This is a genomic window from Bacillota bacterium (assembly GCA_040757205.1).
Lineage (GTDB): Bacteria > Bacillota > Desulfotomaculia > Desulfotomaculales > Desulforudaceae > Desulforudis.
The window spans coordinates 57,392-72,036 of record JBFLXL010000004.1 but is presented as its reverse complement, the minus strand read 5'-3'; the positions used below and the strand labels follow the sequence as shown (position 1 = coordinate 72,036).

Genomic DNA, 14,645 nt, shown 5'->3' with positions numbered 1-14,645 from the left:
CTAGTTAATGGGGGGTGGTTGATGCTGGAGATGGTGAGAGGCTCCGGTAATCTTCTGCAATAAATTGTTTGATGGAGGTGGATTTGTTACATGGATGTGAACCTGATTCCGTGGATCGGCATCGGGGCGGCGGTTCTGGCCATTCTGTTCGCCCTTTACCTGACCAGTTGGATCATGGGCCGTCCGGCAGGCACGGAAAAGATGCAGGCGATCTCCAAGGCCGTCCAGGAAGGAGCGATGGCGTACCTGGCCCGGCAGTACAAGACCATTGCCATGGTCGGCGTGATCGTGGCGATCGCCCTGTATTTCGCTCTCGACTGGCAGACCGCGTTTGCGTTTGTCGTGGGCGCCTTCTTCTCCGGTCTTTGCGGCTTCATCGGCATGAACGTATCTACTCGCAGCAACGCCCGCGTGGCGGAAGCGGCGAAACAAGGGTTGGCCTACGGCCTGAACGTGTCCTTCAAAGCCGGCGCGGTTACGGGGATGATGTGCGTCGGTCTTGCACTGCTGGGTGTGTCCGGTATCTTCCTCCTCTTTTACGATCCCAATAATATCTCGCACACGGTGCACGTTCTGGTCGGCCTCGGCTTCGGCGGCAGCCTGATCGCCCTCTTCGCCCGGATCGGCGGCGGCATTTTCACCAAGAGCGCCGACGTGGGTGCGGACCTGGTGGGTAAGGTCGAAGCCGGCATTCCTGAAGACGACCCGCGGAACCCGGCGACCATCGCCGACAACGTCGGTGACAACGTCGGTGACTGCGCCGGCATGGCCGCCGACCTGTTCGAGACCTACGCGGTGACGGCGGTCGGCGCGATGCTGCTCGGTTACCTGATCTTCGGCGGCGCGCTCGAATACATTCTGTACCCGGTGGCGCTGGGCGCGGTGGCGATCGTCGCTTCCATCGTCGGCGTGTTCTTCGTGCGCCTGGGTGGCAGCACCAACATCATGAGCGCGCTGTACAAGGGCGTCTGGGTGTCGGCGATCCTGGCCCTGATCGGTTTCTACCCGATCACCACGGCGATGCTGGGCGGCCTGACCATGTTTTACGCCGCCATAGTCGGTGTAGTGGCTACAGTACTGATCATGTACATTACCGACTACTATACGGCCAAGAACTACCGGCCGGTCCGTTCCATCGCGCACGCCTCCCAGTCCGGGCACGGCACCAACATCATCACCGGTCTTTCGGTCGGCATGGAGTCCGCCATTCCCCCGACCCTGATGATTGTGGCGGGCATCCTGGCGGCTTACTACGTCGGCGGCGGCGGTGGTGAGGGTCTGTACGCCATCGGCATCGCCTCCATGGCCATGCTCTCCATGTGCGGTATGATCGTGGCCCTCGACTCCTACGGTCCGGTCACCGACAACGCGGGTGGCATCGCCGAAATGGCCGACCTGCCTCCCGAAGTCCGCCACGTGACCGACGCCCTGGACGCCGTCGGCAACACCACCAAGGCGGTCACCAAGGGTTACGCCATCGGTTCGGCGGCCCTGGCGGCCATCGTGCTCTTCGCGGACTACGTGAACGCGCTGAAGAAAGCGGCCGCCGAAGCCGGTGCGGCCGCGGAATACGTCTTCAAGCTGGATGACCCGCTGGTGCTGGCCGGTCTCTTTATCGGCGGCGCGGTGGTGTTCATGTTCTCCTCGCTGGCCAACGGCGCGGTGGGCCGCGCGGCCTTCTCCGTGGTGGAAGAGGTGCGGCGCCAGTTCCGGGAAATCCCCGGCATCATGGAAGGCACCGCGAAGCCGGAGTACGGCAAGTGCGTGGACATCGTCACCAAGCGCGCCCTGAAGGAAATGGTGGTCCCGGGCCTGATCCCGGTCGTCACCACCCTGCTGGTCGGCTTCATCCTCGGCCCGCTGGCCCTGGGCGGCGTGCTGATCGGCGTGATCGTGGTGGGCATTTACATGGCCTGCTTCCAGAATAACGCCGGCGGCGCCTGGGACAACGCCAAGAAGTGGATTGAGGAAGGCATGTACGGCGGCAAGGGCAGCGAGGCCCACAAGGCCGCGGTCACCGGCGACACCGTGGGCGACCCGCTGAAGGACACCGCGGGCCCGGCGGTCAACCCGGTCATCAAGGTCGTGAACGTGGTGGCCCTGCTCATGGTTCCGCTGATCTTCCACATCGTCCGGTAATCACGCCCCTTTAAAAGGCGGCACGCAACGAAAGCCCCCGCGCACAAGTGCGGGGGCTTTTCAATGGTGCCTTGCGGCTATACGTACCGGTGCACGCGCCGACGGAAGGCCTACAGGGCACCTGCCAGCCGCGTGCAACCATACGTACCGGTGCAGGCGCCGGCGGAAGTGCAGGTTCAGCGCCTACAGGATTCGGCCGTGCGGGCGGGGCCGCCGGCCGAGGCGGCGCACAATCGGTGTCAATTGTGTTTTTCGTAACAAAGCCATTGCCTTTATTCCATCTCCATGCTATGCTATATGCAACATGCACATAGTAGAAAAACGGGGGGATTTTGGCCGGCCACGGGCTTGCTTCGCCGGGCTTTTGTTTCCACGCCGGGCGTCTAGCCGGTCAAGCCGTCTGACGGCCTGACGTCGTGGACTAGTCAAAAGACCAGTTAGTGGAAAGACGTGTTGTTTTGACACTGAAAAGCTCCACTCGGTAAAGGGGGTGGGTGACGTGTTCTTCCCGGTAGCCGGAATTGAGGTGGCACCGTGGATCCCTTTTTTGGCCGGTTTCGCGGTGGCCTTCGTCTGCAGCATGGGCGGCGTGTCCGGCGCCTTCCTGCTGCTGCCGCTCCAGGTAAGCGTGCTCGGATTCACCACGCCTGCGGTCAGCGCCACCAACCACCTTTTCAACGTTGTGGCCATTCCCAGCGGGGTATACCGCTACATCCGGGAAGGGCGCATGGTCTGGCCCCTGACCTGGATGGTGGTTGTGGGCACCCTTCCCGGAGTGTTCCTGGGGGTGTTCGCGCGGGTGCACTACTTGCCGGACCCGGCCGCTTTCAAGTTCTTCGCCGGACTGGTACTTTTGTATATCGGCCTCGTGATGGCGAGATCCCTGATCAAGAAACAAGCCCCCGGCGCCGGGGCGAAGTCCGTGGAACGCCGGTTTCAGGAACTGGTCAGCGAGTTCCGCAAAACGGCGGCGGCCGTTCAGGAGGAAGGCAAGGCGGCTCTGCCCCGGACCGAGGTGAAGCAGTTCAGCCTGACCAGAATGGAATATTCTTTCTACGGCGAGTCTTTTGCGGTCAACCCCGTGATCATGATTTCTGTTTCCGCGCTGGTGGGCATTGTGGGCGGGATCTACGGCATCGGCGGCGGGGCGATCATCGCGCCGATCTTCGTGGCCATGTTTCACCTGCCGGTGTACACCATCGCCGGGGCGACTCTGATGGGCACCTTTCTCACGTCCTTGACGGCGGTTGTGTTTTACCAGGCCGTTGCTCCGTTTTACCCTCACTTGGGGATAGCGCCGGACTGGCTGCTCGGTGTCCTTTTCGGGTTCGGCGGCATGGTGGGAATGTACCTCGGGGCCAGGACCCAGAAATTCGTCCCGTCCAACGTCATCAAGTGGCTGCTGGCTTTTATCATCACGTTCACCGGGTTAAGCTACGTCGTGCAGTTCCTCTTCTAGCTAGTAGGGAACGAGGCCCGACTCCTCAAGGATTTGTTGACCGGCGCGGCTGATGAGCAGCTCCAGGAAAGCTTCCGCCAGTTCCCGGTTGCGGGCCTGTTTGGTACAGCCGGCCGCAAACTCCACCGGGGCGCCGTGCAACATTGTGCGCAGGCCGGTGAGCGGGCTGTCCAACTCCACCGACACCTGTGCATAGTGGCCGGCATAGGCGGGGTTGGACAAATTGATCCGCTCGGGCAGGCGCAGGAAACGCAAGCTCTCCTGCCGGGCGACACTCCGGTACTGGAACCCGTAGTCCAGGCGCCCTTCCCGGATCGCCGGGGTCAGGTCGACCGATTTAGCGTAAATAAACTCCGGGCGGCACTTGTCGTTCAGCCGGCCAAACAGGCCGGGGCGGCCGTAGTGCTGCTCGGCCAACCGCCACAGCATCAGGGTCCGGTAGCCGGCGGGGTCCAGGTTGTGGTCGGAACGGCCGAAGGTCACCTCCGGCTCCAGCAGGACGTCCATCCAGTTGTCCGGGTTGATGTGGCGGCTGTGCCGGGACAGGTCGTCGAAAGTAATCACCATCTGGTCGATGGCGAAGACAAAGTAACGCTGGACCAACCGGGGCACCAGCAGCTTTTCGAAGAGCATCGGATCGGCCAGGGCGACGACGTCCGCGTGGCGGCCCTCCAGGAGGCGGCGGGCACACGCCAGCGAACCGGCGGCCTCCAGGCGGATCTCGGCCCGCGGGTGCTTCTGCCCGAAGAGGCGCGCGCACTCCCGGAGCGGATGGCGCAAGGCGCCCGCGTGGAGAATGGTCAGTGACTGCTCGGGTTTGGGCAGCATCAGTCTCCCTCTTTCCCGTTTCCCGCCGGTCCGTCCGGAAACAGCTCCCGGTACCGGCCCAGAAACTCCTCTATTTTCGCTTTCTTCTCCCGCAGCAGGTGGGCGAGCAGGTGCAGGGCCGCCTCACCCGCCGGGGTCAGGTGGTAAAGCCGGCGGGCGGGGCCTGACAACCCGGCCTCCCAGCGGGAGGTCACCAGGTCTTCCTCCTCCATCCGGCGCAGGTTCCGGTAAATGGTGGCCGGGTCCGCCTCGCTTTCTGCCAGTCCCAGCTCGTTCAAGGACTGAATCAGCTCGTAGCCGTGCGCCGGCTTGCGGTGCAGGAGGAAAAGCAGGCAGGACCAGGTTAGTTTTTCGGTGTGGGCCTGCAGGAGGGCGAGTTCGTCCTCCTGCGGGCGGTTTAGTCCGGCGTTCATCGTTTTAAAGACGCTCCCTTAAAGAAGCCCTTGTCATAGAAATACCACAGAAAGGCGCCGGGGACAACAAAAAACCGGGGTGCTGACTAACGGATCGGATGGCGGGGTGAGCAGTCGACGAAGCGAAGTGCCGGGACCTTGACCCAGTGTTTTTTCGTATGCAAAAAAAACAGGCGCACGTTGCGAGACGGACCCCGGTCACCCCGGCGTCGAGGGCGGCTCGGCGGCGGTCCTTAAAAGCTGAATTACGCCGTAGTGTTGATCTCTTGAACGCGATTAACCACCTGCATCAGCCGGGCTTCATCAAAAGGCTTAACGATAAAGTCTATCGCGCCGTTCCGGACTGCTTGAAGAACGTTGGTTGTGTCGGCCAAAGCCGTCAGGATTACCACTTTTGCCTTTGGCTCAGCCGCGGTTATCACTTTGGTGGCGTCCAGACCGTTTATGTGCGGCATTGCAATGTCCATGAAGACGAGATCCGGGCGGAGTTTCCAGAAGCTATTCAAAGCGTCCACCCCGTTTGCGACCTCGAAGACATTGTGACCGTAACCCTGCAAAATGCCCACAATAGCCTTCCGCGCAAATAGCGAATCTTCCGCCACTAGAATCTGCAAAACGCACTCCCTCCTAAAAGCAAATAATAAATAATGCAGGATCTTTCCAGGGCGAAACAACAAGGTAAGTCACGCCCATCAAAAGCTCTTTACTATGGTTTTAGCAGTTTTTGAGCGCCTGTCCCGCACGTAAACACTACCCGGTAGTGCCTTGGCGCGTTTCTTCAACTGAGCGGCGGTCTCGGCCAGTGACCGGTAGTCCTCATGGTCTTGACAGTCAACAATGGCCAGAGAAACTGACGTCAGGGGCAACCATTCCTGCCGCCCGGCCCGGTTGTAACCGTAAAACGCCCCCCTGGCCCGCTCCTCGGAAGAAAAGCAGCTCCCGACCAAGCGGTCGAACAGCCCCACAGTCTTCCGGCTGATTCGCTCCGCGCATTCCGGCTTGGTAATCACGATCAGATCATCGCCGCCGATGTGCCCGGCAAAGTCTTCTTCCGTACCATATTTTTTGGCACTGTGTAAAAGCACTTTGGACAAGAGCATAATCATTTGGTCGCCGTGTTCGAATCCGTAAATGTCGTTATAGGCCTTGAACCCATCCAGGTCGGCATAGATCACGCTACTGATCTGCCCGTGACGGGCTCTTCTGGAGAGTTCTTCCTCAATGGCCACGTTTCCGGGAAGGCCGGTCAGCGGATTAGCGCCCTTAGCCAGTTCAATCTGCATCCGGGTTACGGTATCGAGCAGCCGCTGGACCGGCACCACTCCAACCAGGACTCTGTTTTCATCCACAACCACCAGATCGTCATACAGCTTATCCTGGGCCCGGTTGACCGCCAACTCCGCCGCCCCCTCCAAACTGATATGGACCTCCAGGACCAACGGTGCGCGGTCCATCACGGCTGTTATCGGGCGCCGGTAATAGAGAGGCACCCCATACTGGGAACTCAGTGTTCGGTGGAGATTGTGCCGCATGACGAGTCCAACGGTCTCCTGTCCTCTAATCACCAAAAGGCCGCTGTTCGGTTGCTTGACGGCATCCAGCAGCTCTTTGGCTTTCGAAACCGGTGTTTCTTCGCCGACCACCAGCGCCGGTACGGTCAGGTCCCCGATGCACAAGTTGCGCCGCCGGCCGGCGAGATCCCCGGTTCTCTGCCGCCGGATGTAGGCGACCACGGCCTTTGTGGCCGCCGGCTTGGGAAATTCGGGGCGGGCCAAAAAATAGCCCTGCGCAAAGTGTGCCCCCTGTAACAGCAGGACATTGAGTTCATTCTGGGTCTCAACTCCCTCGGCAATGACCCGGCTGTTGATCTTGCCGGCCAGGCTGATCAGGGCGTTCACCACGGCCTGCCGGCTGGGGTTGCTGTCGATGTTCCGGACCAGGGACATGTCAATTTTGATGAAATCCGGGCGGATCTCGGCGATGGACTGCAGTCCGGAGAAACCGGCGCCGACATCGTCGATCGCAATGCGGTATCCTTGACTGCGATAGTGTTCCACCACCCGCTTGAAGAAGTGGTAATCTTTAATACTGTGCCGCTCGGTGATTTCAAATACGATGTTGTGGGGGGCCAGGCCGTATTTTTGTAACAACTGCAAGGTTTCACCCCTGACGAACTTCGGGTCGTTCATCGTACGGGGGTGAACATTCAGGAAAAGCTTTTGTTCCGGCCCTAAGCCGTTGATATTGCTGATCGCCTTTTCACGGCAGACTCTTTCGGTGGGAAACAACAACCCCACTTCTTCCGCAAAGCGGAAAATGATGTCCGGTCGGCTGAAGTGGCTGCCTTCCGGTCCACGGGTAAGTGCTTCCCACCCCAGTATTTCCCCGGACGACAGGGAGACAACCGGTTGGTATTGGATCTTCAGGTTCTTGTTCTCGATGATCTCCTCAAAATCCCTCTTGAGCCTCAGGGTGTCCAAGTCCACCGCCCCCTTGGCCACTCTCTGGGCCTCCCGAAGTGCGTTATACAGCTTTAGGTCCGGCTTCAGGTTGCCGCGTGGTTCAATCACGGAACAACCCAGGTGCAGTTCAAGTTCCGAGCCTACCAGTTCCACCAGCTTCGGGTTCAGTTCTTCCTTCAGGGACGAGCGCAGGGTTGCAGCCAGGTGCAAAAGGTACTCCTGTGAATGCACGTCTTCAAGCGCCACCAAGACCACGAAATCATCGGCCCATAAGTGTTCCACGGCTAAAATACCGGCTTCGGGCAACAATTCCGCTATTCTGTGCCGGAGGGCGTCTTCCAGCAAGAACAGGATCCGGGTAGCTATAATTGAACCTTGCAGCTGATGTATTTCATGAAATTTCACGATATCCAGGAAGATGACCCCGATCGGCCTGTCACCGGCAAGTACCCGTTTCAGCTTGTCCACCGGAGACGCCTGATTAATGGATCGGTTAAGAACAAGCATTCCCCGCGGGCGGTAGCGGAGCAGGTCGCCAACCAGCTGATAGATATTCCCGATCGCCGTGATCACTCGGCATCATCTCCAACAACCCGGCAGAAATTATCATGTCGTTATGGCGATTATCGCAGATGATTGTTAATTGTTTGTTGCGCCCAAATTAAAAAGTGAGGATAACCATTAGGGCCTATTCTAAGCGATTAGCCGGTTTTTGGGTTGTAACGGAGAACTGCCAATCAGCAGTAAGGGGGCTGCAAAACCCCGAAAAAACAGGAGTTTGCGAAATGCCCGGGTTTCGTGTAAAATTATAGAATCAATCCGCAATCTCGAGGTATCCTCGGAATCGTGGAATCGACCGTATCGGGGTCTGGTAGCTTGACGATCGACGAGACCACCCACATGTGTTTCGCCTGCAGTCCGATCAATCCCATCGGCCTAAAACTGGTTTTCGCGGATGAAGGTGACGCCTGTGTCACGCGGTTTGTGCCGGGGCCCGAACACCAGGGCTGGACCGGTCGCGTGCACGGTGGGATCGTCACCACCCTGCTCGACGAGGCCATGGCCCAGTTCCTGTACCGGCGGAAGGAAACGGCGGTGACCGCCGAACTGACGGTGCGGTTTCGCCTGCCGGTGCCGGTGGAGCGCGAACTCCTGGTGGAGGCCCGGCAGACCGGTGCGCGCGGGCGGCTGCTTATCCTGGAGGCCAAGGCCCGCCTCGTTGACGGGACGGTGGTGGCCACGGCCCAGGGGAAGTTCCTGCGGGTGCCGGCCCAAGTCCTGGGCTGACGGTGCTGGGCGATCCTGGGTGCCCCCGGTCGGCTTTTGCGGCCGTGGAACAGCCGCGGTCCGTGGCCGGGGAGGGTTAAGCCGGTTAGAAATCAGGAAATAACTAGTATGTGAGGCGAGCGTGCAGTGCCCCGAGCCAAGCTGAAACCGCTGTCCACGCGGAGCACGGAGTTCAGCCGGCGCTTTCCCAGCGCAGACATGGTGACCGAAGATAATGCCCCGGTCGAGCACACCGGAATCTAACTAAGGAACCAAGGAGGTTGAAGCTTGAAACGGGAAGAAGCGATGGTCTTGCTGAAAAAGAACCTGCCGAACAAGAATCTTCAAAAGCACTGCCTGGCCGCCGAAGCGGTGATGCGCCGCCTGGCCCGGCGGTTTGAAGAGGACGAGGAGTCGTGGGGGCTGACCGGACTGCTCCACGACATCGACTACGAAAAGACCAAGGACGAGCCGGAGCGTCACAGCATGGAGGGCGCCCGGATGCTTGCGGAGCTGGGACTGCCGCCGGAAGTCGTGTACGCGGTGAAAGTGCACAACGAGCGGCACGGCTTCCCCCGCGAGAGCTTGCTGGATAAGGCGCTCTACGCGGTGGACCCGCTGACCGGCTTCATTGTGGCCGGGGCGCTCATCCGTCCGGAAAAGAAACTGGCCGCCGTGGACGTGGCCTTCTTGACCAACCGGTTCAAGGAGAAGGCCTTCGCTCGGGGCGCCAACCGCGAACAAATAGAGACCTGCGCCGAACTGGGCCTGTCCCTGGAGGAATTCATCGAGCTGGGCCTGGAGGCGATGCAGGAAAAAGCCAAGGAGTTGGGTCTATAATAATGATGAATGAGAGAAATGACAGAGACGCAGTTTTAGAATACATGCGCAAGGACGCCTACCGGCCGATGACCGAGGACGAACTCCTCCGGGCCTTCGCCGTGAAAAAGACCGGCGCGCGCGCCTTCAAGAAGCTGCTCGGGGATATGGAGAGCGAGGGTTCGATCTACAAGACGCGGGCGGCCCGCTACGGCCTGCCCGAGAAGATGAATCTCACCGTCGGCAAGCTGCAGGGGCATCCCCGGGGCTTTGGTTTCGTGATTCCCGATAACCGGGAACACCCGGACGTGTTCATCAGCGCGTCGGCCCTAAACGGCGCGATGCACGGCGACCGGGTGGTGGCGCGGGTCACCCCCGGCCGGAACGGAAAAAAAGAGGGCGAAGTGATCAAGATCCTGCACCACGCCAACGAACGGGTGGTGGGGACCTTCCAGAAGAAACAGAACTACGGATTCGTGGTCTGCGACGAGCCCCGCCTGCCGCACGACGTGTTCATACCGCGGGGCCGGCTGAACGCGGCCCGTTCCGGAGACAAGGTGGTGGTCGCCCTCACCGCCTGGCCCGGCAAACGCCGCGCCCCGGAGGGCAAGATCGTGGAGGTGCTGGGGGCCGCGGACGAGCCGGGGATGGACATCCTGACGCTTTGCCGCCGGTACGGGCTGCCGGAAGATTTTCCGAAGCCGGCGCTAAAAGAAGCGGAACGGGTTCCGGAGACGGTCGGCGCGCGGGAGCTTGAGGGCCGGCGTGACCTGCGGGACAAGGCGGTCGTCACCATCGACGGCGAGGACGCCAAGGACCTGGACGACGCGGTGAGCCTGGAGTCCCTGCCCGGCGGGCTCTGCCAATTGGGGGTGCACATCGCCGATGTCGGGTATTACGTGCCCGAGGGGAGCGCCCTGGACCGCGAGGCCTACGCGCGGGGAACCAGTTTCTACCTGCCCGGCCGGGTCATCCCCATGCTTCCCGAACGGCTCTCCAACGGGATCTGCAGCCTAAATCCCCGGGTGAACCGCCTGACGCTCTCCGTCCTGATGGACATCGACCGGGGAGGCGAAGTGGTGCGGTACGAGATCTTTCCGTCGGTGATCCGGACCCGGGAGCGGTTGACCTACACGGCGGTCCGGCAGGTGTTGACCAACGGGGATGAACAGACCGCCAAACGCTACGCGGACCTCATCCCCATGCTGCGCCTGATGCGGGAGTTGGCCCTGGTGTTGCGCACCCGGCGTTTCCGCCGCGGGGCGATCGACTTCAACCTACCGGAGGTCAAAGTGCTCCTGGACGAGAACGGCCGGGTGCAAGAGCTGATGAAGGTCGAGCGGACGGTCGCCGAGCAGCTCATTGAGGAATTCATGCTGATGACCAACGAAGTGGTGGCCCGGCACCTGCACCGCCTGGAAGTGCCGTTTCTGTGCCGGGTGCACGAGAAGCCGGATAGTGAGAAACTCGAGAACCTGCAGGCCCTGCTCCGGACCCTGGGCTACGCCATCCCCGGTTATCCCCGGGTCCGGCCCGGCGCGCTGCAGGACATCCTGTCGCGCGTGGCCGGCAAGAAAGAGGAACGGCTGGTCAACGACGTGACCCTGCGCTCGATGCAACAGGCGCGCTACCACCCCAGTCCGTTGGGGCATTTCGGGCTGGCGTCCCGCGACTACACCCACTTCACCTCCCCGATCCGGCGTTACCCCGACCTGGTGAACCACCGGCTTATCCGGGAGGTGCTGACGGCCGGGGGAACGTTGAGTGACAGCCGGAAAAACGCCCTGCAAAATCGCTTGCCCGAGGTCGCCAAGCAGTCGTCCGAGCGGGAGCGCCTGGCGGTGGAGGCCGAGCGGGAGGCGGTGGACGCCAAAAAAGTGGAATACATGCAAAACCGGATCGGCGAGGTGTACCCGGGGATCATCAGCGGGGTGACCAGTTTTGGAATGTTCGTGGAGCTGGAGAACACGGTGGAGGGTTTGGTCAGCCTGACCAGCATGACCGACGACTACTACGACTATGACCCACCGGGTTTCCGGCTGGTCGGACAGCGTACCGGCAAGGTCTACCGGCTGGGGGACGAGGTCACCGTGCAGGTGGTGCGGGCGAGCGTGGAAGACCGCCAGATCGACTTCACCCTCTCCTAAAAAGGGGGACTGTCCCCCTTTTTGGAAAGGGGATTTTGAAAAAGTGGGACTGTCCCCCTTTTTCGGAAAGGGATGTTTTTTCTTGACAGGCGGGCGGCGTCTGCAGTAGAATGGGGAATGTATGACTCCAAAGCCCTGTGTTCTTGCAGGGTTCAGGTTTTTTGGGAGGATTGCGGCAGTGAACACGACTTCGACTTACATGGCGCGCGCCCAGGATGTGGAGCGCAAGTGGTACGTCCTGGACGCAGCCGGCAAACCGCTCGGCCGGGTGGCGGTTGAAGCGGCGCGCATCTTGAGGGGCAAACACAAGCCCAGTTTCACCCCCCACGTCGACTGCGGGGACCACGTGATCATCGTGAATGCGGCCCAGGCGGTACTGACCGGCAACAAGCTCAACGACAAGTTCTATTACCGGCATTCCGGCTACCCGGGCGGCCTCAAGGCGCTCGACTACCGGACCTTTATGGCCAAGAAGCCGGAGGAGGCGGTGCGCAAGGCCGTGGTAGGGATGCTTCCGCACACCCGGCTCGGCGCGCAAGCTGCCAAGAAACTTAAGGTATACGCCGGACCCGAACACCCGCATCAGGCCCAGGGGCCCCAAGTCTGGCCGGGGTAAAGGAGGGAGAGACAAAACGTGGCACAGGTACACTACTACGGCACCGGCAGAAGGAAGAACGCGATCGCCAGAGTGTTTCTTTCTCCGGGTTCGGGAGCGGTACGGGTCAACGAGAAGGAACTCGGCAGCTATCTGGGCCGGAGAACCCTGGAGATGATTGTCAGGCAGCCGCTGGAGATCACCGGTACCGCCGGGAGGTTCAACGTGCGGGCGACCGTATGCGGCGGCGGCGTCAGCGGTCAGGCCGGGGCGATCAAGCTTGGCATCGCCCGGGCGCTCGTACAGGCCGATCCTAACCTCCGCCCGGCGTTGAAAAAGGCCGGTTTCCTCACCCGCGACCCGCGGATGAAGGAACGCAAAAAGTACGGGCTCAAGAAGGCCCGCCGGGCTCCCCAGTTCTCCAAGCGCTAGGCACATAATCCCCCCTCGGTACGCATATTCCTTGAGCGAATGCGTGTTGAAGGGGGTTTTCTCATGCCGGTCTGGATCGGCAGCCGCCGGCTCGGCTGGCGCCACCTCTTGCTTGCCGCGGCCATTTTCCTGGTGCTGACCGGTTTGGTGCAAGCATATCAGGCTTTGGGAGCGCATTTTCAGCAGCGGACCGTTGCCGCGCTGTCCTGGATCCTGTCGGGAAAGACCATCGTGGTCGACGCCGGGCACGGCGGCGCCGACAAGGGAGTGGGTGGCGGCCCGGTGGCCGAGAAGGACGTCAACCTGGAGATCGCCTTGAAGCTGGCTGAGCTGTTGCGCCAGGGCGGGGCGACCGTGCTGGCGACCCGCGACGACGACCACCGGATGGGCACCCGCTACCGGGAGGACCTGGCTTTACGGGTCCGCCTGGCTGAGGAACAAAACGCCGACCTCTTCATCAGCATCCACGCCAACAGCTATCCGCGGGACAGAAGTCAGCGGGGGGCCCAGACTTTTTCGCAGCCGGGAGAGGAAGACAGCGCCGCGCTCAGCGGGGCCATCCAGGCGGAGATCATCCGTATCCTCGGCAACACCGACCGCACTCCCAAGGAGTTGGACTTCTTCCTCGGCCGCAACGCCTCAATGCCGACCGTGCTCGTGGAAACGGGCTTCGTGACCAACCCCCGGGAGTTCAAGCTGCTCCAAGACCCGGGTTACCAGCAAAAGATGGCCTTTGCGATCTACTGCGGCATCGTCAAGTACCTCGCCGAGCAGGCCACTCCGGCCACCAGATGGGTCGACGAGAAGATCATCGAGACTTTCAAGCGGCAAATGCCCGAGATCGTCGCCCCCTGAACGTTCCACGAGAAGGATTTCTACAAAACTCTTGAACCCGTCCCCGGAAGCGTATAGAATAAATCATAACCAATTGAAGAAGCACAAGGGGGACAGCGGTGATGGAGTGGAAGAATCCCGCCACGTTTTTGTTTGCCGGCCTGGGTGTTTTTTGCTACATGATGGTGATTATCTTCGGCCAATAGGCCGGAACCGACCGCCGCCACCCGGAATCACCGTACATAAGCGCCTTTCGTTTTTCTTTGCGGGTTTTGAAGCAAGCAAACGCCGTTAGCGGCGTTTTTGCCGTTTGCGGAAGGGTTTCACGGCTGAAAGTCGAAGACTAGGGGATACTGGCAAATGAGTACCATTTGCCCACGCGAGTCTTTTGCGACGGCGCCTTTCGCGTTGCCGGGCGCCGCCTTGCCGGGGAGAGGGAGGGGGGACAGAGACATGATCGAAGTGCCTCTGGAGTTCAACGGTCACGTGGGCCGCCTCTGTTTTGACGGCCGGAGAGTGTACCTCGAAAATGCGGACGATGAGCTCAGAATCCGGATTGAACCGTACCTCGCGCAGGAGTTGGAATACCGGTCGAACGCCTGGGTTGACGGCAGACAGGTGCGGCAGGTGCACCGGGCCGTGCCCGGAACCAATGACCACTTCAGCGCGCTGGTGAACTTCTACCTGCCTTTCAAGGCCAAGGTCAAGGTCCTGGCCTGCTGGTGCTAGTTGAGCTGAAAAACCCTGCTGCGCGCCGGGCATTGTTGCCCATTGGACGCTCCCGGGAAATGGCGGCGGCCGGCTGTTTTGACCTGCGAAAGCGGGCGAGCCTCTAGCGCTGCCCGAGGTGAGCGAGTTCATGGTGCGGGCACAGTTTCAACAAAATCGAGCTATCGGGTACCGGGATCGGGGGTAAGCGTAGTGCTGGTGGCGCGGCTGGAACTCGGAGTCCTGCACGGCCGCATCTGTTTCGACGGCGCCCACGTGTTCCTGGAGGACACGGCCGATGACATCAGGGCCCGCGTGGAACCGTATTTGGGCCGGGAGCTGGAGTACCGGACCAGCACCTGGGTTGATGGTGAGTTGGTGCAGGAGGTGCACCGGGCGGCACCCGGAACGCGGGAGCACTTCAGCGCCCTGGTTTGGCACTATCTGCCGCACCGGGCCAAGGTGCAGGTGTCGGTGGTCAAGAACGAAGGGGAAGGCGAGTCGGACGTGACCGGGCCGAACCAGGCCGAATAGGGTTTCGGC

At 61.1% G+C, this 14,645-nt stretch carries 14 protein-coding genes; 10 read left to right on the top strand and 4 right to left on the bottom strand.

Features of this window, described 5'->3' with window-relative positions; all coding sequences use genetic code 11:
- Positions 1-90: 90 nt before the first annotated feature.
- Positions 91-2,139, top strand: coding sequence for a sodium-translocating pyrophosphatase (locus tag AB1402_04480; protein ID MEW6540857.1), 2,049 nt, complete (start codon positions 91-93; stop codon positions 2,137-2,139).
- Positions 2,140-2,638: 499 nt separating this feature from the next.
- Positions 2,639-3,598 (top strand): sulfite exporter TauE/SafE family protein, encoded by a 960-nt coding sequence (locus AB1402_04475; GenBank protein MEW6540856.1) that lies wholly within the window; start codon positions 2,639-2,641, stop codon positions 3,596-3,598.
- On the opposite strand, the gene AB1402_04470 is transcribed toward AB1402_04475, so the two are convergent.
- The 4 genes from AB1402_04470 to AB1402_04455 all read right to left on the bottom strand — a co-directional run bounded on the left by AB1402_04470 (position 3,599) and on the right by AB1402_04455 (position 7,874).
- A complete protein-coding gene (locus AB1402_04470; GenBank protein MEW6540855.1) occupies positions 3,599-4,426 on the bottom strand; it encodes an extracellular solute-binding protein in 828 nt (275 codons plus the stop codon).
- Positions 4,426-4,839 (bottom strand): PadR family transcriptional regulator, encoded by a 414-nt coding sequence (locus AB1402_04465; protein ID MEW6540854.1) that lies wholly within the window; start codon positions 4,837-4,839, stop codon positions 4,426-4,428. Before AB1402_04465 ends, AB1402_04470 begins: the two co-directional genes overlap by 1 nt.
- Positions 4,840-5,084: 245 nt before the next feature.
- The gene (locus tag AB1402_04460; protein MEW6540853.1) at positions 5,085-5,453 is read right to left on the bottom strand and encodes a response regulator; all 369 of its coding nucleotides are present in this window, start codon (positions 5,451-5,453) and stop codon (positions 5,085-5,087) included.
- Between the two features lie 78 nt (positions 5,454-5,531).
- Positions 5,532-7,874, bottom strand: a complete 2,343-nt coding sequence (locus tag AB1402_04455) for a bifunctional diguanylate cyclase/phosphodiesterase (GenBank protein MEW6540852.1) — start codon at positions 7,872-7,874, stop codon at positions 5,532-5,534.
- Positions 7,875-8,177: 303 nt separating this feature from the next.
- On the opposite strand from AB1402_04455, the gene AB1402_04450 reads away from it, so the two are divergent.
- The 8 genes from AB1402_04450 to AB1402_04415 all read left to right on the top strand — a co-directional run bounded on the left by AB1402_04450 (position 8,178) and on the right by AB1402_04415 (position 14,636).
- Positions 8,178-8,588, top strand: coding sequence for a PaaI family thioesterase (locus tag AB1402_04450; protein MEW6540851.1), 411 nt, complete (start codon positions 8,178-8,180; stop codon positions 8,586-8,588).
- A gap of 267 nt (positions 8,589-8,855) precedes the next feature.
- Positions 8,856-9,407 (top strand): HDIG domain-containing metalloprotein, encoded by a 552-nt coding sequence (locus tag AB1402_04445; protein MEW6540850.1) that lies wholly within the window; start codon positions 8,856-8,858, stop codon positions 9,405-9,407.
- Between the two features lie 2 nt (positions 9,408-9,409).
- A complete protein-coding gene (gene rnr / locus AB1402_04440; GenBank protein ID MEW6540849.1) occupies positions 9,410-11,533 on the top strand; it encodes a ribonuclease R in 2,124 nt (707 codons plus the stop codon).
- A 199-nt stretch (positions 11,534-11,732) separates the two neighbouring features.
- Positions 11,733-12,149 carry a 50S ribosomal protein L13 gene (rplM, locus tag AB1402_04435; GenBank protein MEW6540848.1) on the top strand — a complete coding sequence of 139 codons (417 nt, stop codon included), beginning with the start codon at positions 11,733-11,735 and terminating at the stop codon, positions 12,147-12,149.
- Positions 12,150-12,167: 18 nt separating this feature from the next.
- Complete coding sequence (gene rpsI / locus AB1402_04430; GenBank protein ID MEW6540847.1) at positions 12,168-12,560, top strand: 30S ribosomal protein S9; 393 nt, start codon at positions 12,168-12,170, stop codon at positions 12,558-12,560.
- A gap of 63 nt (positions 12,561-12,623) precedes the next feature.
- Positions 12,624-13,415 carry an N-acetylmuramoyl-L-alanine amidase gene (locus AB1402_04425; protein MEW6540846.1) on the top strand — a complete coding sequence of 264 codons (792 nt, stop codon included), beginning with the start codon at positions 12,624-12,626 and terminating at the stop codon, positions 13,413-13,415.
- A gap of 432 nt (positions 13,416-13,847) precedes the next feature.
- Entirely contained in the window at positions 13,848-14,123 is a 276-nt protein-coding gene (locus tag AB1402_04420; protein MEW6540845.1) for a hypothetical protein, read from the top strand.
- A gap of 192 nt (positions 14,124-14,315) precedes the next feature.
- Positions 14,316-14,636 carry a hypothetical protein gene (locus AB1402_04415; protein MEW6540844.1) on the top strand — a complete coding sequence of 107 codons (321 nt, stop codon included), beginning with the start codon at positions 14,316-14,318 and terminating at the stop codon, positions 14,634-14,636.
- Positions 14,637-14,645 lie beyond the last annotated feature (9 nt).